The organism is Pseudomonas sp. FG35 (assembly GCF_057809295.1).
Map to the genome: position 1 here is coordinate 53566 of NZ_JBMDJR010000012.1, position 21927 is coordinate 75492.

The following is a 21927-nucleotide window of genomic DNA, read 5'->3' on the forward strand; positions in this document are numbered from 1 at the left end:
GGAGACCGATTTCAGCAATTCCCGAGGGTGGCAGTGGCCAAACCGGGAAAGTCTGTAATCAGGCTGTCAACGCCGAAGTCGGCGAGTCTGCGCATCAGCGCAGGCTCGTTGACGGTCCACACCGACACATGCAGCCCCTGACGCTGCGCCTTTTGCAGGCGTTCCGGCGTACACAGCGTCCAGTTCAACGCCAGAATCTCGCAACCGTAACTCTGTGCGACCTTCAACGGGTCGAGCCAGGCGTATTCGGCCACCAGGCCGCGCGATACGTCGGGCACCAGATCCAGTGCAGCCTTCAACACTTCCCGCGAACTCGAGGTGATTGTCACTTTGTCGAGCAGCCCGTGTCTGACTGCCATTTCACGGATCGCCAGCACGGTGGTCGCGGCGCGGGTGCGAGAAGCGCTTTTGACTTCCAGCTGCCAGTGCTCGAAATCACACTTTTCGAACAGTTCTTCCAGCGTTGGAATCGGGCATGGCTTGATCCAGCCCGGACCGCCCTTGCGCGCGTCGTAGGTCACCAGCTCGGCGGCGGTGTGCTCGACTACCTTGCCGCGCCGGTCGGTGGTGCGCTTGAGGGTCGGGTCGTGGATGACCATCAGCTCGCCGTCCTTGGACAGGTGCAGGTCCAGCTCGCAACGGCGAACGCCGTGCTTGAGACATTCCTGAAAACTGCTCAGGGTGTTTTCCGGTGCTTCGCCCTTGGCGCCGCGGTGGCCGTAGATAAGGGTCACGGTTCTTCCTTAATTTAGATGCCTGATTCGTTCTGTTCGCGGGCCAGGCGTCGTTCCTGGGCCTGCTTCTGCAAGATATAGCGGGCGAGCAACTGGCGCTGGGCGTCGGTCAGGTGTTCGAACTCGGTGCCGACGTCGTAGCCGTCGCCCTTGCGGTCGCAATGGGTCACGCGGGCACGCAACAACAGGCCAAGCGCCTGAGGCATCAGCACCAGTTTTACCGACAGGTGGGCGCCGCTGGCGATCGGGGTAGGGTGCTGAAAGTCGATGCCGCCCTCGGAGATGATCACCGGTTGCGGCTCGCCGATATGGCCGAGCACGGTCAGGGCGACCACCTGGCTGAGCAGGTCGATGCGTTTGTTCTGGGATTTCAGGAACGCCGCGATGGCGCGGTCGCGTTCACTGATCTGGCGCAGCAGGTGCTGCGACTCGAATTCGCTCAGGTGCAGTTCGCTGAGCAGGTTGAACAGTGGAGAAGCATCCTGCAACACTTCCTGGCCTGCGGCTTCGGGAGCGGACAGGGGCCGAATTTCCAGTGCGATCGTGTCCTCGATACGGTAGTATTCGCGGCGATCTTCTTCATCTAATGTCGACATGGCGAACCCATGGTAGCGGCGGTGGTCTGAGTGTAAAGCTGGTTATCGACCCCCGCCACAAGGACGTTCCTTTTCCCTCCGAACAAGCCCCGACATGTTCAGACCTCTCTTCGTATTTATCGGCACGCGTTATACCCGTGCAAAGCGTCGCAATCATTTTGTGTCATTCATTTCCCTGACTTCGATGATCGGGCTCGCCCTTGGCGTGGTCGTGATGATCGTGGTGCTGTCGGTGATGAACGGCTTCGATCATGAGATGCGCACCCGCGTGCTGGGCATGGTGCCCCACGCGACCATCGAGTCCGGTGAAGCCATCAACGACTGGCCGAGCCTGGCCGCCAAGGTCAAGCAGAACCCGCAGGTGGCGGCCGTCGCGCCTTTCACCCAGATGCAGGGGTTGCTGACCAACAACGGCCAGGTGTCCAAGGTGTTGCTCAATGCCATCGACCCTGCGCTGGAGCGCAACGTCTCGATCATCGACAACTTCATGAAGCAGGGCAAACTCGACGATCTGACGCCGGGCAGCTTCGGCATCGTGATCGGCGACAAGGCCGCGACCAAGCTCGGCGTAGGCATCGGTGACAAGATCACCTTCGTCGCACCGGAAGTCAGTGTGACCCCGGCCGGGATGTTCCCGCGCATGAAGCGCTTCACTGTGGTCGGCATCTTCCATGTCGGCGCCGGCGAGCTGGACGGCTATCTGGGCGTCACCAACCTGCAGGATCTGGCGAAGATGCACCGCTGGAAGCCTGATCAGGTACAGGGTCTGCGTCTGAAGTTCGACGATCTGTTCCAGGCGCCGCGTGAAGCGTGGAACATCGCCCAGCGCCTCGGCGAGGACCGTTACTACGCCCGCGACTGGACCCGTACCCACGGCAACCTGTATCAGGCGATCCGCATGGAAAAAGCCATGATCGGCCTGCTGTTGCTGCTGATCGTCGCCGTGGCGGCGTTCAACATCATTTCCACGCTGGTGATGGTGGTGAACGACAAGAAGGGCGACATCGCCATTCTGCGCACACTGGGCGCCACACCGGGCACGATCATGCGCACGTTCATGGTGCAAGGCACGGTGATCGGCGTGGTCGGCACGGCCATCGGCGCCGTGGTCGGGATCTTCGCCGCGCTCAACGTCAGCGCCGCGATTTCGGCCCTCGAAGGCGTGATCGGACACAAATTCCTCAACGCCGACGTGTATTTCATCGATTACCTGCCGTCGCAGGTGCAGAGCCAGGACGTGGTCATGGTCTGCGCCGCTGCGTTGGTCCTGAGTTTCCTCGCCACCCTGTATCCAGCCTGGCGTGCCGCGCGCACCCAGCCGGCGGAGGCGCTACGTTATGAGTGAGTCGGGCATGAGTGAAAAAGCAATCTTGAGCTGCCGCAACCTGGGCAAATCCTACGAGGAAGGCCCGGAGTCGGTGGAAGTGCTGGCCAACCTGCAACTGGAACTGCATCCAGGCGAGCGGGTGGCGATCGTCGGCAAGTCCGGTTCGGGCAAAAGTACCTTGCTCAACCTGTTGGGCGGTCTCGACACGCCGACCAAGGGCGGTGTCTGGCTCGACGGTGAAGAACTGTCGGCGCTGAGCGAGAAAAAGCGTGGCCTGCTGCGTAACCGTGCCCTCGGGTTCGTGTACCAGTTCCACCACTTGCTGCCGGAATTCACCGCGCTGGAAAACGTCTGCATGCCGCTGCTGATCGGCAAGACCGCGATCCCGGAAGCCCGTCAGCGTGCCACGGCGTTGCTGGAGCGAGTGGGCCTGGGCCATCGCCTGGAACACAAACCGGCGGAGCTGTCCGGTGGCGAACGCCAGCGTGTGGCCATCGCCCGTGCGCTGGTCAACAATCCAGGACTGGTGATGCTCGACGAGCCGACCGGCAACCTAGACTCCCACACCGCTGAGGGCATTCAGGATCTGATGCTGGAACTCAGCACGTCGATGCGCACGGCGTTTCTGGTGGTGACTCACGACATGAACCTGGCTCGCCAGATGGACCGCGTCCTGCAGCTGCAGGAAGGTTGCCTGACCCCCATCTGACGGCTTGAAACCCGGTGCCTGAAAAGGCATCGGGTCTTTTATTTTTATACGGTGCCCCAGCGAATGTTCAGACCGTTATCGATCTTTATCGGCACGCGCTATACCCGCGCCAAGCGCCGCAATCGCTTTGTTTCGTTCATTTCGATGACCTCGATGATCGGCCTCGCCCTCGGCGTGCTGGCGATGATCGTGGTCCTGTCGGTGATGAACGGCTTCCAGCGCGAAATGAGCTCGCGCATCCTTGGCATGGTGCCTCACGCGACCATCGTCGGCGTCAAGCCGATCGACGACTGGCAGCCAGTCGCTGCCGCCGCGATGAAGAATCCGGAAGTGACCGCCGCCGTGCCGTTCACCGAGATGGAAGGCATGCTGTCCTACAAGGGCATGATGCAGCCGATCCAGATCAGCGGCGTCGATCCGGCTCAGGAAGGCAAGGTGTCGATCGTTGCCCAACATATTGTTCAAGGCCGTCTCGATGCCTTGAAACCGGGCGAATTCGGCGTAGTGCTCGGCGAAATCACCGCTCGGCGTTTCCGCCTCAACGTCGGCGACAAGATCACCCTGATCGTGCCGGAAGTCAGCACCGCACCGGGCGGCATCACCCCGCGCATGCAGCGTCTGAATGTGGTCGGCGTGTTCAAGGTCGGTGCCGAACTCGACGGTTCCATGGGCCTGATCCACGTCTCCGACGCCGCGACCATGCAGCACTGGGAGCCGAATCAGGTGCAGAGCGTGCGTCTGGCGGTGAAGGATCTGTACGCCGCACCGAAGGTTTCCTCGGACATTGCCTCCGGTCTCGGCGCCGATTTCAAGGCTGACGACTGGACCCACACCCAGGGCAGCCTGTTCAGTGCGATGAAGATGGAAAAAACCATGATCGGCCTGTTGCTGCTGATGATCGTCGCGGTGGCGGCGTTCAACATCATCGCGACCCTGATCATGGTGGTGAACGACAAGGGCGCGGATATCGCGATCCTGCGCACCATCGGCGCCACGCCACGGCAGATCATGGCGATCTTCATGGTGCAGGGCACGGTGATCGGTATCGTCGGCACCATCATCGGTGGCGTGCTGGGTGTGATTGCCGCGCTGAACGTCAGTGAGATGGTGGGCTGGGTCGAGCGAGTGACCGGGCAGCACATCTTCAGTTCGGACGTGTATTTCGTCAGCAACCTGCCATCGGAATTGCAGGGCGGTGACGTGCTGCTGATCTGCTCGGCGGGCTTTATCCTCAGCTTCCTGGCCACGGTTTACCCGGCCTGGCGGGCGGCGAAGATCGAACCGGCGCACGCATTGCGCTATTCGTAAGTTCCCCATTGAGGCCGGCATTGCCGGCCTCAATCGTTTTTCGGCAACTCAATCACAAACCGCGTCCAGCCCTGAGCCGATTCGCAATGAATCTGCCCGCCATGGGCCCGGATGATCGACTGAGTGATCGCCAGCCCCAATCCCGCATGCTCGCTGCTGCCTTCCTGGCGCGCCGGATCCGCCCGGTAGAAGCGGTCGAACAAGCGCGGCAACAACTCGGCAGAAATCCCCTCACCACTGTTCTCCACAGTCACGCTCAAGAATTTCGCCTGCTCGACCACCTTTACACGCACTTCGCCGGCGGCCGGGGTAAAGCGCAACGCGTTATCCAGCAGATTCGACAGCGCCCGACGCAACATCGCGCGATCACCCTCGAACCGCCCCGCACCGTCACGGCTGAGGCTGACCTGAGCGTCTTCGGCCAGCGGCGCAAAAAACTCCAGCAACGCATCGGCTTCTTCCGCCAGCTCCAGCGGTTCACGCTTGGGCACCAGCAAGCCGTGGTCAGCCTTGGCCAGATAAAGCATGTCGTTCACCAACTGCGCCATCCATTGCAGCTCTTCGAGGTTGCTGTGCAGTGCCTCGCGATAGTCTTCGAGGGGGCGAGGGCGGGTCAGGGTGACCTGAGTTTGAGTCAGCAGGTTTGACAATGGGGTGCGCAGTTCATGGGCGATGTCGGCGGAAAACGCTGACAGCCGCTGAAAGGAGTCATCGAGGCGTCCGAGCATGGCGTTGAAGCTGTGGGCCAATTCCGCGAGTTCTGCAGGCATCCGTGCGTCCGGCAGTCGGGCATTCAGCGATTGCGCCGAAATCCCCCGGGCGACCGCACTCATGCGGCGTAACGGGCGAAGACCGCTGCGGGCAGCCCAGGCGCCGAGCAGCGCAGTGGCCAGCGCCGACAGGCCGACGGTCAGCCAGATCAGATGCTGCATGCGTTGCAGGAAGTGCTGGTGGTGGGTGATGTCCAGCAGCAAGGTCAATTGCGGGGAATCGGGTTTTCCCGGTTCAAGCGCGGCGTTGAGCAGGCGATAGTCGGTGCCGTTGTCGTTGATGGTGGCCAGGCCGGGCTGTTGCGGCAGATTCGCCGGGGTATGCAACGAGCGACCGAACCAGCGCTGCCCCTCAGAGCTGCTGATACGCAACGAAACATCGCCCTGTTGGCTCAATTCATCGGTGATGTGCGCGGCGTCGCTACCGCTGCGCAGCGTCTGACGCACGCTGAGCAGTTTTCCTTCGAGCAATTGCTGGTCGAGTTCGATGAAGTGGCCTTCGCTGGCCCGATTGAACACCACCCCGGCGACCAGCGAAACCACTGCGGTGCAGCCGGCGAACAACAGCACCAATCGGCCGCTCAAGGACAGTCGGCGCATCAGTCGGCACGCTCTTCAAGGACGTAACCCATGCCGCGTACGGTGTGGATCAGCTTGTTGGGGAAGTCGTCATCGATCTTCAGGCGCAGTCGACGAATCGCCACTTCGATCACATTGGTGTCGCTGTCGAAGTTCATGTCCCAGACCTGCGAGGCGATCAGTGACTTGGGCAGCACTTCGCCCTGACGGCGCAGGAGCATTTCCAGCAGGGCGAACTCTTTGGCGGTGAGGTCGATGCGTTGACCGCTGCGTTCGACCCGGCGGCGGATCAGATCCAGGCTCAGATCGGCTAGGCGCAGGCTGGTTTCCTGGGGCGTGGAACTGCCGCGGCGTAACAGGCTGCGCACCCGCGCCAGCAGTTCGGAGAAAGCGAACGGTTTGACCAGGTAGTCGTCGGCGCCCAGTTCGAGGCCGTGAACCCTATCTTCCACGGTGTCCTTGGCGGTCAAAAACAGGATCGGTGTTTCCAGGCCGGCGCTGCGCACCGCCTGCAGGATCTGCCAGCCATTGCGTCCGGGCAGCATCACATCGAGGATCAGCAGCGCATAGTCGCCACTCAACGCCAATTGCTGGCCGGTGGTGCCGTCGGCCACCAGTTCGGTGTTGAAACCGGCCTCGGTCAGGCCCTGGCGCAGGTACTGGCCGGTTTTGGGTTGGTCTTCGACGATCAGCAGTTTCATGGGCAACTCGGGTAGCGGGAACGAGGACGTTATACCGTGGGCTCACGCGGTGAGCGCCAAACTGACAAAGTTGTAATCTCTCTGTCAGGTCGCTGCCAGCGCAGGCGGGCTAGAGTTTCCCACAGGCTGAACCTTGATTTATTGGAGTACGACTATGTTTTTGCGCAACCGTCTGGCCCTTGCCGCGTGTCTGCTGGCGCTGAGTTCGCCGCTGTGGGCGTCGCCGGCGCACACCTATGACTTCGGCCAGCCGGCCCCGGCGGCCAAGGCCACCCGCAGCATTGAAGTGGTGATGGGCGACATGAGCTTCGATCCGAAGGCGATCGAGATCAAGGCCGGTGAGACCGTTCGTTTTGTGCTTGTGAATAAAGGCCAGTTGTTGCACGAATTCAACCTCGGCGACGCAACGATGCATGCCAAGCACCAGCAGGAAATGTTGCAGATGCAACAAAGCGGCATGCTGACGCCGACCGGCATGAAGGAAATGTCCCACGACATGGCGGGCATGGATCACGCCGCAATGGGCCATGGCATGAAGCACGACGACCCCAACAGCGTGCTTGTCGAACCGGGCAAGACCGCCGAGTTGACCTGGACCTTCAGCAAAGCGGTGAACCTGGAGTTTGCCTGCAATATTCCCGGGCATTACCAAGCGGGAATGGTCGGCAAACTGACTGTCAGTCAGTAAGCACTCAAAGGCGGAAGCAAAGGCTGGTAGAATCCGCTGATTCTTCAGTCAGGTTTCCGCCATGCATCCCGCAGCCGAACATTCGCCGCTGGGCAAATCCAGCGAATACATCGCCACGTACACGCCGTCCCTGCTGTTCCCGATCCCGCGCACCGCGAAATGGGCCGAATTGGGCCTGACCGCCGAGACCCTGCCGTATAAAGGCGTGGATTTCTGGAACTGCTTCGAACTGTCGTGGCTGCTGCCGTCGGGTAAACCGGTGGTGGCGATCGGTGAATTCAGCATTCCGGCGGATTCGCCGAACATCATCGAATCCAAGTCGTTCAAGCTGTACTTGAACTCGCTGAACCAGACGCCGTTCGCCGACACCGCGAGCCTGGAAGCGACGCTGGTCAAGGATTTGTCCGCTGCTGCCGGCAAACCGGTGGGCGTGCGCGTCCGCAGCCTGAAAGACGTCGAAGCCGAAGGCGTTGTGGCGCTGCCGGGCGTGTGCATCGACGATCTGGATATCAGCGTCAGTGACTACGAACACCCGCGTCCTGAGCTGCTGCGCTGCGACGATTCGCGGGTGGTGGAGGAGAGCGTGCACAGCCATCTGCTCAAATCCAACTGCCCGGTGACCAGTCAGCCGGACTGGGGCAGCGTGGTGGTGGAATACCGTGGCGCGGCGCTGGATCACGCCAGTTTGCTGGAGTACATCGTCAGCTTCCGTCAGCACTCGGACTTCCACGAGCAGTGCGTGGAGCGGATCTTCCTCGACCTGCAGCGCCTGCTGAAACCGGAAAAGCTCACGGTGTTTGCGCGTTACGTGCGCCGGGGCGGGCTGGACATCAACCCGTACCGCAGCACTGAAAGCGTGCAACTGCCGAACCACCGTCTGGTTCGTCAGTAACCCGCCTCGCGGACATGAAAAAGCCCTGCCAGTGATGGCAGGGCTTTTTTGCATTCGCGGGGTCTCAGATGCCCATGCTGACCAGGGAATTCATGATGTTGCGCAGTGTGCCGGCGATGGTGGGGTGATCAACTTCAAAGCGCTCAACGGCCAGGTTCACACCATCGGCAATGTTGGAGTCCTTGGTTTTGGTTTCCAGTTCAAGTTCCAGTTCGATCTGTTTCATCAGGGCATGTAGATCAGCGCGCTCGGCTTCGGTCAGCGGAGGATTTTGATCCAGTTGCTCGCGCAGGGCATTGAGCTGTTTCTGCAGTTCTTGAGCGGGCATGGTTGTTTCCTTTTATCGAGAGGCACTGGCATAGACCGCAGCCGTGCGCCAAAGGTCTATGGCTCTCCTTAAGACTAATCCACTCTTGGCCAACCTGCATGATCCCGGTCAGGGCTTTTCGCCTTTGAGGCGGCGCAGGTTGATGTCCGCCAGACAAGTGTCGAGTTCGCCCAGATGATCGATCACCGAGTGCACGCCCAGGCCGAACAGCTGCACCGTCGCCTTGCCGCGCAGCTGTTCGCGTTCTTTCTGGCTCAGGGCCTGCCATTCGCTTGGCGCCAGGCCGCACAGCGAGCCGCAGGACGCCAGGCCGATGGTCCACAACCCGGCATTCAGGCCCGATTGCAGCAAGCGCGGCTCGCCGCTGACCAGCACGCAACCGTCGAGGCAACCGACATTCAAGCCCATCAGCGCTTGCCAGCAGGCGTTGGGCGCCGGCCATGGATTGATTGTTGCCGAATGTTGCGACGGTTTTATCCAGTCAGGCAGTGTGGATGACAGCACTTGAGTGAAGCTTGCAGACAACTCATCCAGCCAGGCGCAGGGAATTTGCTGGCGCTGCAGGCTGCGCAGGCTGTCCAGGGCGCCGGGTGTGACGTCGGCGTGTTCCGGGCCGACGCTGGTGTGATGACGGGCGCGAGCGCCGAAGTCCACCAGACAGCCGCTGAGTCCGAACAGCACGGCGGTCAGCGTCGGTGCCGCGAGGGGCAAGGCTTCGGCTTGAGGCATGGAAAACGTCCCTGAAATAGCGATCAGGCTAGGCAACATCGGTGACAGTTGCATGACAGGCCAGTGACGAAGCGTCCTACAGAGGGTTTCACCGGGGGAACTGCCTAAAGTGCCGTTTCCGTCTTATACTGACGCACTAATCGCCGCGGCCCAGGTGCTGCGTCCGTACTATCCAAGGAGTTTTCTATGCGCTGGAGCCATCCTCTTGCTCAGCTTTGTGTATGTGCCAGCGTGATGCTGGTGCCGTTCGCCGCTCAAGCCGCAACGGAAGAAGACCCTTGGGAAAGCGTCAACCGTCCGATCTTCCAGTTCAACGATTTCGTCGACACCTATGCGCTGAAGCCGCTGGCGCAGGGCTACGAATTTGTTACTCCGCAATTCCTGGAAGACGGCATCCACAACATGTTCCGCAACGTCGGTGATGTCACCAACCTGGCGAACAACATTCTTCAGGCCAAACCGGCTGCGGCTGGCGTCGACACCGCGCGCCTGATCTTCAACACCACCTTCGGCCTGCTCGGATTCTTCGACGTCGGCACCAAAATGGGCCTGAACCGCAGCGACGAAGACTTCGGCCAGACCCTCGGCTACTGGGGCGTCGGCAGCGGTCCTTACGTGATGCTGCCACTGATGGGCCCGAGTACCCTGCGCGACGCGCCGTCCAAGTACGTCGACAGCTTCACCGGCCCGTACCGCTACATCAACGATGTGCCGGTGCGTAACTCGATTTTCGGCCTGAACATCGTTGATACCCGCGCCAGCCTGCTGTCGAGCGAGAAGCTGATCAGCGGCGACAAGTACACCTTCATCCGCAACGCCTACCTGCAGAACCGCGAGTTCAAGGTCAAGGACGGGCAGGTCGAAGACGATTTCTGATCTCGGTTGATCGGTATGAAAGGGCGGCCGCGAGGTCGCCTTTTTTGTGGGCGCGTCCAATGATTGGGTTACGGTTGAAGCCGTTCTTATAACTGCGAGTGATTTGACAAACAAAGTCTCCAAGCGACCATCGGCGCATGCTTGAAACGCTCGAAGGATGGGAGTACCGTCTGCGCCTTAGAAGGGCACCTCTGGTGCAACCGTGTGCGGGGCGAACGCTCCGAAGCGGTGCAGCAGAGAGGCTAGAAAGCGAATCCAGTAGTCTGTGCCGGGCCTTTGCCCCGCCTGCTACGCCAACCTAATTCTGGCGCCGTTTGCCCACATGCCAAAAACCAGTGCCACGCTGCTGATAATCGATGATGACGAAGTAGTGCGCGCGAGCCTCGCGGCCTATTTGGAAGACAGTGGTTTCAGCGTCTTGCAGGCCAGTAACGGCCAGCAGGGTCTTCAGGTATTCGAGCAAGACACGCCCGACTTGGTCATCTGCGATCTGCGCATGCCGCAGATGGGCGGTCTCGAACTCATCCGTCAGGTCACTGAGCGGTCACCGCAGACACCGGTGATCGTGGTCTCGGGCGCCGGCGTGATGAACGACGCGGTCGAGGCCCTGCGCCTGGGCGCGGCGGATTACCTGATCAAGCCTCTCGAAGATCTGGCCGTGCTCGAGCATTCCGTGCGCCGGGCCCTGGATCGTGCGCGCCTGCTGCTGGAAAACCAGCGCTACCGCGAGAAACTGGAAAAGGCCAACCGCGAACTCGAAGCCAGCCTGAACCTGCTCCAGGAGGACCAGAACGCCGGTCGCCAGGTGCAGATGAACATGCTGCCGGAAAGTCCGTGGGCCATCGACGAGTTCAGGTTCGCGCACCAGATCATCCCGTCGCTGTACCTGTCGGGTGATTTTGTCGACTATTTCCGTGTCGACGAGCGCCGGGTGGCGTTCTACCTGGCGGACGTTTCCGGTCATGGCGCTTCTTCAGCGTTCGTCACCGTGCTGCTGAAGTTCATGACCACGCGCTTGCTGTTCGAATCCAAGCGCAACGGCACGCTGCCGGAATTCAAGCCTTCGGAAGTCCTCGGTCATATCAACCGGGGGCTGATCAGTTGTAAGCTGGGTAAACACGTCACAATGGTCGGTGGAGTCATCGACGAGGAGACCGGTTTGTTGACCTATAGCATCGGCGGCCATCTGCCGTTGCCTGTGTTGTACACGCCTGACAGTGTTCGCTACCTCGAGGGGCGCGGTCTGCCGGTGGGGCTTTTCAACGAAGCCACCTACGAAGACCACGTGCTCGAGCTGCCACCGACGTTCAGCCTGACGCTGATGTCTGATGGCATTCTGGATCTTTTGCCAGAGCCCACACTCAAAGAGAAAGAAGCCGCTTTGCCGCAAAAGGTGAAGTCGGCGGGCGGCAGCCTGGATGGTCTGCGGCAGGTTTTTGGATTGGCCACGCTAGGGGAGATGCCGGATGATATCGCCCTGTTGGTGTTGAGCAGGAATCTTTGATGAGTACCGGTAGAATCCAGTTCGCCGAGCAGGACGGCACCTTCGTCCTGAAGTTCGTCGGTGAAGTTCGCCTGACCCTGTGTTCGGCGTTGGATGCGACTATTGAAAAAATCTTCACCGCGCTGAATTTCAACGCGATCGTGATCGATTTGACCGAAACCCGCAGCATCGACAGCACCACCCTGGGCCTGTTGGCCAAGCTGTCGATCCTGTCGCGGCAGAAGGTCGGCCTGCTGCCGACCGTGGTCACCACCCACGAGGACATCACCCGTCTGTTGCAGTCGATGGGTTTCGAGCAGGTGTTCAATATCGTCAATCATCCCGTGCCGTGCCCGGAATGCCTTGATGACCTGCCGGATCAGGATCAGTCGGAAGAGGTGGTGCGGATCAAGGTGCTCGAAGCGCACAAGATTCTCATGGGCCTGAACGACTCCAACCGCGAAGCCTTCCATGACCTGGTGAATGCCCTCGAGCGGCATTGATCGATCAATCCGCCAGGCACAAAAAAGGGCGAACCTGTGAGGGTTCGCCCTTTTTGCGTTTGTGCTCGGCCGATTACAGCTTGGCTTGCAGCAGCGCCTCGAGTTTTTCCTGGTCGCGGGCAAACTGACGGATGCCTTCGGCCAGTTTCTCGGTGGCCATCGCGTCTTCGTTGGACAACCAGCGGAATTGCGCTTCGTTGAGGCTCAGGCGCGCTTCGCCAGCATGGCCCGGAGCAAGTTTGCGTTCCAGCTTGCCGGTGTCGGCCGCCAGTTTCTCGATCAGGTCCGGGCTGATGGTCAGGCGGTCGCAGCCGGCCAGTTGCTCGATCTGACTGAGGTTGCGGAAGCTCGCACCCATGACCACGGTCTTGTAGTCATTGGCCTTGTAGTAGTTGTAGATGCGCGTCACGGACTGTACGCCCGGATCGTCGGCACCGGTGTAGTCGTTGCCGTTGGCCTTCTTGTACCAGTCGTAGATGCGACCCACGAACGGCGAGATCAGGAACACGCCGGCATCGGCGCAGGCAGCGGCCTGAGCGAAGGAGAACAGCAGGGTCAGGTTGGTCTGGATGCCTTCCTTCTCGAGGATCTCGGCGGCGCGGATGCCTTCCCAGGTCGAAGCGATTTTGATCAGCACCCGGTCACGGCCTACGCCGGCCTTGTCATACAGCTCGATCAGGCGATGGGCGCGCTTGAGCACCGCGTCCTGGTCGAACGACAGGCGCGCATCCACTTCAGTGGAAATGCGGCCCGGGATCACTTTAAGGATTTCCTGACCGACCGCGACGCCGAAACGGTCGCTGGCCAGGCCGACATCGCCCTTGCAGTCGCGCACGCTGGCGTTCAGCAGTTCGGCGTAGGCCGGAATCGCCGCTGCCTTGAGCAGCAGGGAGGGGTTGGTGGTGGCGTCGACCGGTTTGACCCGGGCAATCGCTTCGAAGTCGCCGGTGTCGGCCACGACGGTGGTGAACTGTTTGAGTTGTTCCAGCTTGGAAGTCATGAGCGTGCTCTGTCCTATGGGTCTGGTGACATTACCCGAGCGCCGACAGCCACTCAAGGGCATGTCGGCGTATCGAGCGCCCCGGTGGCAACAACCTGAAAACGGCTGTTTGAAAGGCGGGGCGCGTTATCGATCAATACGATGCCAAAAAGGACCACAGGTTCAAAGCAACCGACCCGCTGTACCGCTCAATCGGCGTTCAAATGAGTCGAGACCGCCGCCTGTGCCGGTTTCGGCTGGCCGTCGGAGGTCAGCAGGCCGAAATTCTTCTCCCGGTCGTTGCTGCCCGATTCGCTGTTCTTCCATTCATAAATCGACGTCAGCGGAATGTTGAGTTTTTTAACATCGGCGATGAACGCGGAGATTTTACTGGCTTGCCCTTCCGGCCCACCGTTTGAAGCGAGCGCCGAGACGCCCCATTCACTGATGACCCCCGGCAGACGGAAGTTTTGCTGGATGAAGGTCTGCGCGTTGCTGATCTGCGTCGCGGTCATGCCGTAGGGGTGATAGGAAATGGCGTCCAGGCACTCGGGATACGTGCCGAGAATGCTGTTGAGTGCCACGGTCGAGGCGGAGCCGGCCGTCGGTGGACGGGCGAAACCGAATCCCACCAGGGGCGTCGATTGCGGCTTGCCTTGCAGCGTCTTGCACATGGCCGTCATGAACGGCACGAAGGTGTTTTTGAAGTCCCCAGTGGGCCAGTAAGTGTCGAGGTCCGGCTCATTCCAGATTTCGATCCCTACCAGTTGCGCGCTCCAGCTTTGCTCAAGCCCGGTTACCGCGTTGGCGAAGGCCTCGCCGGCGGTCGCCAGGTCGCCGCTCAACGGCTTGGTGGCGCGCACGGTCATCAAGACCGGCAAGCCGGCGGAGCGAGCCGCCGCAAACGCATCGCTGATCTGTTTCTGATAGGCCTTGGCGCCGAGGCTGTCGCTCCAGACGCCAAAGCGCACAAAGCTGAATCCGGCCGCTTTGATCTGCTCGGCGTCGGCCGGGGCGAAATTCTGGATCTTGACCTGTACGCCGATGGTTCTGGCGGGCAGTGACGGGAACAGCGCGCTGGCGTGAACCTGCGCGGTAGCACTGAGCATCAACAGGGCGGCGGCACCAAGATGTTTGAGATGTGCTGATTTCATGTCGGCTCTCCTGATGAGAATGACATCTAGCCAATAGTTATCTCGTTGCCTGTATTTCGATGCCGAAGAGGGCGTGAAGTGCACGAATGTTATTTTTTGTCGGAAAACGTTCGCCCGAAAATCACAGTTATTTTTAGTCCGGTAATTCTGGTTGGGAGACTTTTAGAGGCCGTGGTACTTAATGCATCGGTATTAAGGGTGAATCTATTTCCGAGTGAAGGAAGGTCTTGCGGGTTCACTCGAATTTGCAAGACATGTTGGCCGATTGACATTACACGGGAAAGTAAACCTTGTTCAAAAAGATTCTTGTCGTTTGCGTAGGCAATATCTGCCGAAGTCCGACAGCGGAACTTCTGTTGCGCAACGCGCTGACCCCCTCGGCGATCAGCGTGACCTCCGCAGGCTTGTCTGCACGGGTTGGCGAAGGCATGGAGTCGACCGCGCGCCAGGTGCTGGAAGAACGCGGTCACAGTGCCGAAGGGTTCAAGGCGCGGCAACTGACAGCGGACATCGTCAATGAATCAGACCTGATTCTGGTGATGGAAAAACAACATGTTAATCAAGTACTGAAGATTGCCTCTCACGCCAGGGGCAAAGTGTTTCTGCTGGGCAAGTGGCAGAGCGAACGAGAAATACAGGACCCGTATCGTCAGGGGCAAGCCGCTTTTATTCATGCCCATGCATTGATTGAAGATGCTGTTAGCTCATGGGCGCAACGCCTGGCGCGTTGATGAATATTCTTCAGTTCAGTGAATGGTAAGAAAGACTTATGCAGTTACCGTCAGTAATCGGCACCCGTGAAAATGATCAAGACAGTATTGATCTTCTCGGCATCTTCGGCAGCCTGATCGATCAGAAGTGGTTGATCGGTGCGTTCACCGGCGCTTTCATGATGACCGGTGTGGCCTATGCGATTTTGGCCACGCCGGTGTATCTGGCCAATGCGTTGGTGCAGGTCGAACCGAAAAAGAACGACATGCTCGGTTTTTCCGACCTCAACAGCATGCTCGGCGGGCAATCGCCGTCGGTGACCGAAATCGGCATCATCAAATCCCGCGCGGTAATCGGCAAGACAGTCGACGACCTGCGCCTGGACATCGACGTCACCCCCAACACCTTTCCGCTGATTGGCGGCTTTCTTTCCCGGCGTTATCGCGGCGAGACCGAACTCAGCGTCGCGCCGCCGCGTTTCGGCCTGAGCAGCTACGCCTGGGGCGGTGAACGCCTGGAGTTTGCCAAGCTCAATCTGCCCAAGGAATTGCTGGGCAAGAAGCTCACCCTGATTGCCGGCGAGCAGCATCGCTTTCAGCTGTTGGACGACAACGACAACCTGCTGGTCGACGGTGTGGCGGGCGAAGCCTTCGCCCAGGACGGCGTAGAAGGGCAGATCACGCAGCTGTTGGCCAACCCCGGGACCCGTTTCGAAGTGGTGCGCTACCCACGAATCGTGACCATTCAGGGTTATCAGGACGCGCTGGACATCTCCGAGCAAGGCAAGGAATCGGGGATCATCCGTCTGGCCCTGGCCAGCAGCGACGCCGCCGAAGCGGTGAAGATCCTCAACAAGATCGCTTCGCTGTACGTCGATCAGAACGTGCGCCGCACCTCGGCCGAAGCGGCGCAGAGCCTGGCCTTCCTGCAAAGCCAGTTGCCGCAGGTCAAACGCGATCTGGCCAAGGCCAGCGATGCGCTCAACGCCTATCAGACCCACGGCAAGACCGTGAACATCTCGCTGGAAACCCAATCGGTGCTCGGCCAGTCCGTGGCGCTCGAAACGCGGATTTCCGAGCTGAAACTGCAACAGGCGGAGATGGATCGCAAGTTCACCAAACAGCACCCGGCCTACCGCGCGCTGATGACCCAGATTGGCGAATTGACCCAGCAACAGCGCTCGCTGGAAGGCAAGGTTCAGGACCTGCCGGCCACGCAGCAGGAACTGCTCAACCTGACCCGCGATGTCGAAGTCGCTTCGCAGATCTACACCCAGTTGCTGAACAAATCCCAGGAGCTGGACATCATTCGCGCCGGTGCCGTGGGTAACGTGCGTCTGGTGGATACGGCGGACGTCGACCTGACCAGCCCGGTCAAACCGAAAAAAGCCCTGATCGTGTTGATCGCCACTTTCCTCGGCGCCTTCGTCGGCGTGGCGCTGGTGTTGTTGCGCAAATCCCTGAGCAAGGGCCTGGAAGGGCCGGAAGCCATCGAACAGCTCGGCTTGCCGGTCTACGCGTCGATTCCCTACAGCGCCCTGCAACAGGAAGAGGACAGCAAAAAAGTCCGGGCCAAAGTTGCGGCGGACACGCCGGCGTATCTGCTGGCCCTGCGCAACCCGACGGACCTGTCCATCGAATCGATCCGTAGCCTGCGCACCTGCCTGCACTTCGCCGCACTGGATTCGACCAACAACCGCATCATGATTTCCGGCCCGAGCCCGCAGGTCGGCAAGACCTTCGTCTCTTCCAACCTCGCGGCGGTCATGGCCCAGAGCGGGCAGCGCGTGGTGCTGATCGACGCCGACATGCGCAAGGGTCATCTGCACAAGACGCTGAACACGCCGATCACCAACGGCTTGTCGGATCTGCTGGTCAAGCGCTGCACCCTCGATCAGGCGATCAACAAGGTCGAGGTCGACAACCTGCACTTCATCAGCCGTGGCCAGGTTCCGCCCAACCCTTCCGAACTGTTGATGCACGCGAATTTCCGCGACCTTTTGGCGCAACTCAGCGAGCGCTATGACGTGGTGATCATCGACACGCCACCGCTGCTGGCGGTGACCGATGCGGCGATTGTCGGTCGCGAAGCCGGCATCAGTCTGATCGTCGCGCGGTTCGGGGTGAACCCGGCCAAAGAGATCGAGATGACGATCCGGCGTTTCGCTCAGAACGGTATCGAGTTGAAGGGCGCGGTGTTCAACGGCGTCGAGAAGCGTGCGGCCAGCTATTACGGCAATGGCAGTTATTACAACTACGAATACGCGTCCGACCAGTCCTGAATCTCAGCGACGGTCCTTACAGGCATGAAAGTGGGTGGGTTGTGAAAAAAATACTGCACGTGGCGGAAACGATCAAAGGCGGGGTGGCGACGGTCATCCGCACGATTTCGGCGGCTCCGGAAGACGGGCGCTATGAGCTGGTGTATCTGGTCCCGCTCGACCAGAAGAAAGAACTGCATGGCATCGATCCACAGCAGATCCGCACCTTCGCCCGAAGCGGGCGGAATGTGCCGTCGCTGCTGCGTTTCGCCTGGCAACTGGCGCGGGTCCTGCTCAAGGAAAAACCTGATGTGGTGCATTTGCACAGCACCTTTTCCGGGGTAATCGGCCGTTGCGTATGCGTGCTCCTGCGGCCATGGCGCAAGCCGAAAATCGTCTACTGCCCCCATGCGTTTTCGTTCCTGATGGAAAGCTCGCCGATCAAGCAGAAAGTCTATGCGGGGATCGAGCGCGTGCTGCAGAAGGTCACGGACAAGATCATTTGCGTCAGCCAGTTCGAACTGGACAAGGCCGCGAAGTTTGGCATCGAGCGCCAGCGCATGACGCTGATCTACAACGGCATCGATCACAAGGATGACGAACGCAAGACCGATGATCCGGCACCGATTCATCTGCTGTTCGTCGGTCGCCTCGACTACCAGAAAGGCTTCGACGTGTTGCTCAAGGCCTACACCGAAGCACAGCGCAGCGACCTGAAACTGACGGTGGTGGGCAGCGCGGTGAATGAGGACGTCGTCGAATGTCCGCCGCTGGATGGGGTGGAATACCTGCCCTGGGTGACGCCAACCGAGGTGCACGCGCTGTATCGGAAAGCCGATGCGCTGATCGTCCCGAGCCGCTGGGAAGGCTTTGCCATGGTGCCGCTGGAAGGCATGGCGCTGGGCCTGCCGGTGATCGCCAGCGACTGCACCTCGTTGCCCGAACTGGTCACCCATGGTGTGTCCGGTTACGTGTTCCCCGCCGGTGACCACCAGGCGCTGGCCGAGCGCCTGAAGAAAATCCAGAAGCCTGCGTTGTCGGCCCTCGGCATCGAAGGTCGGCGCATCGTCCGCGAGCGTTTCAGCGCCGCGTTGATGATCCGCCAGACCTACGACGTGTATTCCGCTCCCTCTTATTAAGTAGAACTCCGCTCATGAACGTAACGATTTTGCATGGCTACAGTGCCTCCAATTCCGGCGATGGTCTGCTGGTCGACCTGGCCATTGCGCTGGTGCAGCGCAACTTTGGCGAAGACACCGCGATCAGCGTCGTGGCGTCCGATCCGGACTCTTTCAAGTACCTGCCGCACCCGCGTTTCGACGCGCCGGTGATGGCGGCCAAGGGTTTGGGCCGAGTCAAACAGGCGGTGTTTCTCAATCAGTCCTACGCCGGGTTGGCGGATCTGTTGAAGAAAACCGATCTGATCGTCGGCGTCGGCGGCGGCTACATGCGCTCGAAAAGTGCCTTCGAGCACATCAAGCTGAAACTCGGCCACGCCAAGCAACTGGAAACCGCGATCCTCAGCAAAGTGCCGTCGGTGTACCTGCCGCAAAGCATCGGGCCGTTCCACGGCGACAGCGACAAGATCGTCGGCCACTACGCCAGCGCCGATGCGGTGTTTGTGCGCGATAACCGTTCCTCGGCGCTGTTCGATGCCTGTGAAAATGTCTACCGCGCGCCGGACCTCGCGGTGCAGGCGCTGGCCGGCAAGATCCTCCAGCAACCCAAGTTCACCCGCTGCGCCTCGACGCCGGCCACGGTGTGCGTAGTGCTGCGCAAACCGCCGGCGTGGAGCAAGGAAAAGAAACTCGCCTACGTGGCCAACCTGAAGGTGCTGCTGCAGCGTTTGAAGAACAAAAGCAAAGTGGTCTGCGCCGTACAGAGCGCCGTGCGCGGTAATGATGACGGCGCGTTCTATCGCGAACTGGGCATCACCGAAGACCTGTTGCCGCTGAAGGCAACGCTGGCCAAATACCAACCGGACCTGGTGATTTCCGTACGCCTGCACGGTGCGATCGAATCGCTGCTCTCGGGCGTGCCGGCGTACCACATCAGCTACGAACGCAAAGGCTTCGGCGCCTATCAGGACATGGGCGTCGAGGACTGGGTCATCAACGGTGGCGACATCAATGTCGACACCATCATCGACACGGTTTACGCGCCGGACGCGCTGTCGAATTTCGGCAAGCGCCTGACCGACACCTGCCGCGAGATCGAGGCGAAAACCGTGGCCATGGACGACATCATCAAGGGCGTCATTCGATGATATTCCGGCTGTTGCTGCGGGGCGGGGCACTGGGCGCGAAGTTCCTGCTGGTGCTCGCCATCACCCATTACCTCGGTTACGAGGCGCTGGGTTTTTACGGCGTGGTGGTTGCGGCGTCGTTGATCGCGTCGAAGTTCTACAGCGTCGGTTTCAGTTCCGAGATCAATCGCCTGATCAGCGTCGGCGGCAGTTCGCGCCGTGTGGTGGACAAGGTGCTGCTGCTGTACCTGGCCGTGGGCCTGGCGTTGTCGGTGCTGACGGTGGTGATTTATTCACTGTTCCAGTCGGTGGAGGCGACCACCGCGCTGATCGCCTGCGTGACGTTGGTGCTGCTCACCGAACACCTGTCGTTCGAGATCAACTCGTTCGTGTTTTCCGCACAGAAAGCCACGGCGGGTGCGCTACTATTCTTCATCAAGACCGGGCTCTGGGCGCTGCTGGCCGTGGGCGGCATGGCACTCGGCTGGGTGTCCGCAATCGCCAGCGTGCTGTGGCTGTGGGTCATCGCCAACGTGCTGATGATTGTCGCCGGTTACCTGATCGTGGTGAATGTTCATCGCGGGCGCGAAGAGGGAACCCTGGCGACGGCGGCCGTGTGGAAAGCCGGGTTGCCGTTTTACCTCGGCACCGGCCTGATCGCGCTGAGTCAGTACGCCGAGCGCTTTCTGATCATCGACCTCGAACCCTACGCCAGCCTCGGTAAATACGTGTACGCGTGGTCGGCGGCCAACACCTTGCAGGCGCTGTCCTACGCGGTGGTGGCGGTGGTCGGCATTCCGCTGCTTGCCAAGCGTTATCAGGCCGATCAGCAACCGTTCACGGTCCGGCAGTTGTTCGTGAACAAGTGGGTCGCGCGTTCGCTGGCGGTGTCGGCGGCGGTCGCGGTGGGCATTTATCTGTTCTTCAACGTGGTGCTCGATTACGTCGCCACCAGCGTTCCGCGTCCGGACAACGGCATCCTCGGCGTGCTGATTTTCTCCTTCGCCCTGCGTGCCATTGGTGACATCGTCTGGGGCGGGTTGATCGCCTCGAAAAACAGCCGGGTGTCCCTCGCCAGTGCGGCCATTTGTCTGTTGGTTTCAGTGCCGGTCAGTTACCTGCTGATCAAGCATTATTCGATCTACGGCGCGGCCTGGGGCAACGTGTTTGCGATCATCGTGCAGCTCGGCGTGATTGCGTTGCTGACTCGCGCCACTCGCGCGAAAAAGGCTGTCGTGTCATGGGCCTGAAACTGCCGTGCATCGAGTTTCGTGGTCGCCGTCTCGATTCGTCGCTGTCGTTCCTGATCCTGTTCACCGGGCTGTTTCTGTCGGTGGCGATGCCGCTCTTGGTGCCGCGCGATCCGGGCCCGGACGCGATGACCCTGTGGTCGTCCTATGCCCGGGCCGACAACTGTAATTTCTGGAACCCGTTCTCGCCGGATCGCTCGTCCTACGAGTGTTCGGCGTTCCTGCTGCGGCCCACCGGGATCAACCTGACCAACGCCTGGGCCTACGGGATGTTCTGCAACTTTTTCCTCACGGCGATTCCCGTGGTGGTGTTCCGGCGCATGCCGCTGACCATCTTCGGAACCCTGTGCCTGTGGGGCATCGTGCGTTCGTTTTTCCTGGAAAACCTGACCAAGGAAATCATCGTGTCGGTGGCGGTGTTGAGCATTCTTTTCAGCTCGCTGACACGCAAATATCGCGGCGGATTTTTCCTCTCGGCGGTGATCTACGGCGTGCTGATCCGGCCTTACTGGATCCTGTTTTCGCTGTCCTGGGTCGGCGTCTGCGTGATGAAGAAATACGTCTCGCGCACCACCTTCTTCCTGATGCTGTTCCTGTTTTATCTCGCGGTTGCGATGGCGATTCAGCTGGCGCTGGGCTTTCCTGTGTCGTCGATTCGCGCCAGCAACAACGAACTGCGCACGGCGGGCGAGGAGGGGTCCAAATCGCTGATCGTGTCGTGGCTCAGCGGCAGCGACTTCGTCTCGCAGGCCCTGGACTCGATGATCATTTTCTTCCGCTTGTCGTTTCCCGTTGAGCTGATCCTGCTGTCGGGGCCGGGCCAGGTGATCTTCGTCGCGTTGATGATCATGACCGCGCTGCTGCTGTTCAAAGTCATCACCTCGACCGATTACAAGGGTGCGCCGATCCAGACCAAACCCAAGGAACTGATCGCGATTCCGCTGGCGTTTCTGCTGGTTCAGGGCTTGTTCGAGCCGGACTTCGGTTCGTTCGCCCGGCACTTTTCGATGGTGGTGCCGGTGCTGTTCGTGGGCCTGGGGTTGATGCTGCGGGCGAACAAACCGGCGAAGGTTGAATCAAGAATTCTCAATTGAGGCGGGTGCTT

22 protein-coding genes are annotated in these 21927 nt (G+C 60.3%); 14 read left to right on the forward strand and 8 right to left on the reverse strand.

Going from position 1 to position 21927, the window contains the following annotated elements:
• Positions 1-11: 11 nt before the first annotated feature.
• Entirely contained in the window at positions 12-734 is a 723-nt protein-coding gene (locus ACODTD_RS22030; RefSeq protein ID WP_039772788.1) for a glycerophosphodiester phosphodiesterase, read from the reverse strand.
• 14 nt (positions 735-748) lie between these two features.
• Positions 749-1330 (reverse strand): PilZ domain-containing protein, encoded by a 582-nt coding sequence (locus ACODTD_RS22035; RefSeq protein ID WP_011335183.1) that lies wholly within the window; start codon positions 1328-1330, stop codon positions 749-751.
• A 94-nt stretch (positions 1331-1424) separates the two neighbouring features.
• On the opposite strand from ACODTD_RS22035, the gene ACODTD_RS22040 reads away from it, so the two are divergent.
• The 3 genes from ACODTD_RS22040 (at position 1425) to ACODTD_RS22050 (ending at position 4674) form a co-directional block, all read left to right on the forward strand.
• Positions 1425-2675, forward strand: a complete 1251-nt coding sequence (locus tag ACODTD_RS22040; RefSeq protein ID WP_011335182.1) for a lipoprotein-releasing ABC transporter permease subunit — start codon at positions 1425-1427, stop codon at positions 2673-2675.
• Positions 2676-2682: 7 nt separating this feature from the next.
• Positions 2683-3366, forward strand: coding sequence for a lipoprotein-releasing ABC transporter ATP-binding protein LolD (lolD, locus tag ACODTD_RS22045; protein ID WP_162831788.1), 684 nt, complete (start codon positions 2683-2685; stop codon positions 3364-3366).
• Between the two features lie 63 nt (positions 3367-3429).
• Positions 3430-4674: a lipoprotein-releasing ABC transporter permease subunit gene (locus ACODTD_RS22050; RefSeq protein WP_011335181.1), complete on the forward strand. Its 1245-nt coding sequence runs from the start codon at positions 3430-3432 to the stop codon at positions 4672-4674.
• 29 nt (positions 4675-4703) lie between these two features.
• Here the strand turns inward: ACODTD_RS22050 and ACODTD_RS22055 are convergent, their stop codons facing one another.
• Positions 4704-6044: a heavy metal sensor histidine kinase gene (locus tag ACODTD_RS22055; protein WP_221614307.1), complete on the reverse strand. Its 1341-nt coding sequence runs from the start codon at positions 6042-6044 to the stop codon at positions 4704-4706.
• Positions 6044-6724 (reverse strand): heavy metal response regulator transcription factor, encoded by a 681-nt coding sequence (locus ACODTD_RS22060; protein ID WP_011335179.1) that lies wholly within the window; start codon positions 6722-6724, stop codon positions 6044-6046. The genes ACODTD_RS22055 and ACODTD_RS22060 overlap by 1 nt, the downstream gene beginning before the upstream one ends.
• Before the next feature lie 154 nt (positions 6725-6878).
• On the opposite strand from ACODTD_RS22060, the gene copI reads away from it, so the two are divergent.
• Both copI and queF read left to right on the forward strand, forming a co-directional pair.
• Complete coding sequence (gene copI, locus ACODTD_RS22065) at positions 6879-7412, forward strand: copper-resistant cuproprotein CopI (protein WP_011335178.1); 534 nt, start codon at positions 6879-6881, stop codon at positions 7410-7412.
• Between the two features lie 61 nt (positions 7413-7473).
• Positions 7474-8304, forward strand: a complete 831-nt coding sequence (gene queF / locus ACODTD_RS22070; protein WP_011335177.1) for an NADPH-dependent 7-cyano-7-deazaguanine reductase QueF — start codon at positions 7474-7476, stop codon at positions 8302-8304.
• A 64-nt stretch (positions 8305-8368) separates the two neighbouring features.
• On the opposite strand, the gene ACODTD_RS22075 is transcribed toward queF, so the two are convergent.
• Positions 8369-8632 carry a DUF4404 family protein gene (locus tag ACODTD_RS22075; RefSeq protein ID WP_011335176.1) on the reverse strand — a complete coding sequence of 88 codons (264 nt, stop codon included), beginning with the start codon at positions 8630-8632 and terminating at the stop codon, positions 8369-8371.
• Positions 8633-8740: 108 nt separating this feature from the next.
• Positions 8741-9361: an HAD superfamily inactivated hydrolase PcrP gene (gene pcrP / locus ACODTD_RS22080; RefSeq protein WP_011335175.1), complete on the reverse strand. Its 621-nt coding sequence runs from the start codon at positions 9359-9361 to the stop codon at positions 8741-8743.
• 186 nt (positions 9362-9547) lie between these two features.
• Here pcrP and ACODTD_RS22085 point away from each other — a divergent pair, with 186 nt between their 5' ends.
• From ACODTD_RS22085 to rssC, 3 genes are all read left to right on the forward strand, one after another.
• Positions 9548-10237, forward strand: a complete 690-nt coding sequence (locus ACODTD_RS22085) for an MlaA family lipoprotein (protein WP_011335174.1) — start codon at positions 9548-9550, stop codon at positions 10235-10237.
• Positions 10238-10559: 322 nt separating this feature from the next.
• Entirely contained in the window at positions 10560-11741 is a 1182-nt protein-coding gene (gene rssB / locus ACODTD_RS22090; RefSeq protein WP_041475374.1) for a two-component system response regulator RssB, read from the forward strand.
• Positions 11741-12223 (forward strand): anti-sigma factor antagonist RssC, encoded by a 483-nt coding sequence (rssC, locus tag ACODTD_RS22095; protein WP_003226553.1) that lies wholly within the window; start codon positions 11741-11743, stop codon positions 12221-12223. Before rssB ends, rssC begins: the two co-directional genes overlap by 1 nt.
• Before the next feature lie 73 nt (positions 12224-12296).
• On the opposite strand, the gene tal is transcribed toward rssC, so the two are convergent.
• Positions 12297-13223, reverse strand: coding sequence for a transaldolase (tal, locus tag ACODTD_RS22100; protein WP_011335172.1), 927 nt, complete (start codon positions 13221-13223; stop codon positions 12297-12299).
• A 188-nt stretch (positions 13224-13411) separates the two neighbouring features.
• A complete protein-coding gene (locus ACODTD_RS22105) occupies positions 13412-14356 on the reverse strand; it encodes a glycosyl hydrolase family 5 (RefSeq protein WP_489105202.1) in 945 nt (314 codons plus the stop codon).
• Positions 14357-14646: 290 nt separating this feature from the next.
• Between ACODTD_RS22105 and ACODTD_RS22110 the strand changes: the two genes are divergently transcribed.
• Genes ACODTD_RS22110 through ACODTD_RS22135 form a run of 6 tightly spaced genes read left to right on the forward strand, consistent with a single transcriptional unit; the run spans position 14647 to position 21916 of the window.
• Positions 14647-15087 (forward strand): low molecular weight protein-tyrosine-phosphatase, encoded by a 441-nt coding sequence (locus tag ACODTD_RS22110; RefSeq protein WP_011335170.1) that lies wholly within the window; start codon positions 14647-14649, stop codon positions 15085-15087.
• A gap of 38 nt (positions 15088-15125) precedes the next feature.
• The gene (locus tag ACODTD_RS22115; protein WP_221614309.1) at positions 15126-17348 is read left to right on the forward strand and encodes a polysaccharide biosynthesis tyrosine autokinase; all 2223 of its coding nucleotides are present in this window, start codon (positions 15126-15128) and stop codon (positions 17346-17348) included.
• A gap of 41 nt (positions 17349-17389) precedes the next feature.
• On the forward strand, positions 17390-18466 hold the full coding sequence (locus ACODTD_RS22120) for a glycosyltransferase (protein WP_489105203.1): 1077 nt from the start codon (positions 17390-17392) through the stop codon (positions 18464-18466).
• Between the two features lie 14 nt (positions 18467-18480).
• The gene (locus tag ACODTD_RS22125; protein WP_039772772.1) at positions 18481-19593 is read left to right on the forward strand and encodes a polysaccharide pyruvyl transferase family protein; all 1113 of its coding nucleotides are present in this window, start codon (positions 18481-18483) and stop codon (positions 19591-19593) included.
• Positions 19590-20822, forward strand: coding sequence for an MATE family efflux transporter (locus tag ACODTD_RS22130; RefSeq protein ID WP_489105204.1), 1233 nt, complete (start codon positions 19590-19592; stop codon positions 20820-20822). Before ACODTD_RS22125 ends, ACODTD_RS22130 begins: the two co-directional genes overlap by 4 nt.
• The gene (locus ACODTD_RS22135; protein ID WP_039772770.1) at positions 20813-21916 is read left to right on the forward strand and encodes a hypothetical protein; all 1104 of its coding nucleotides are present in this window, start codon (positions 20813-20815) and stop codon (positions 21914-21916) included. Before ACODTD_RS22130 ends, ACODTD_RS22135 begins: the two co-directional genes overlap by 10 nt.
• The last annotated feature ends 11 nt before the right edge of the window (positions 21917-21927 follow it).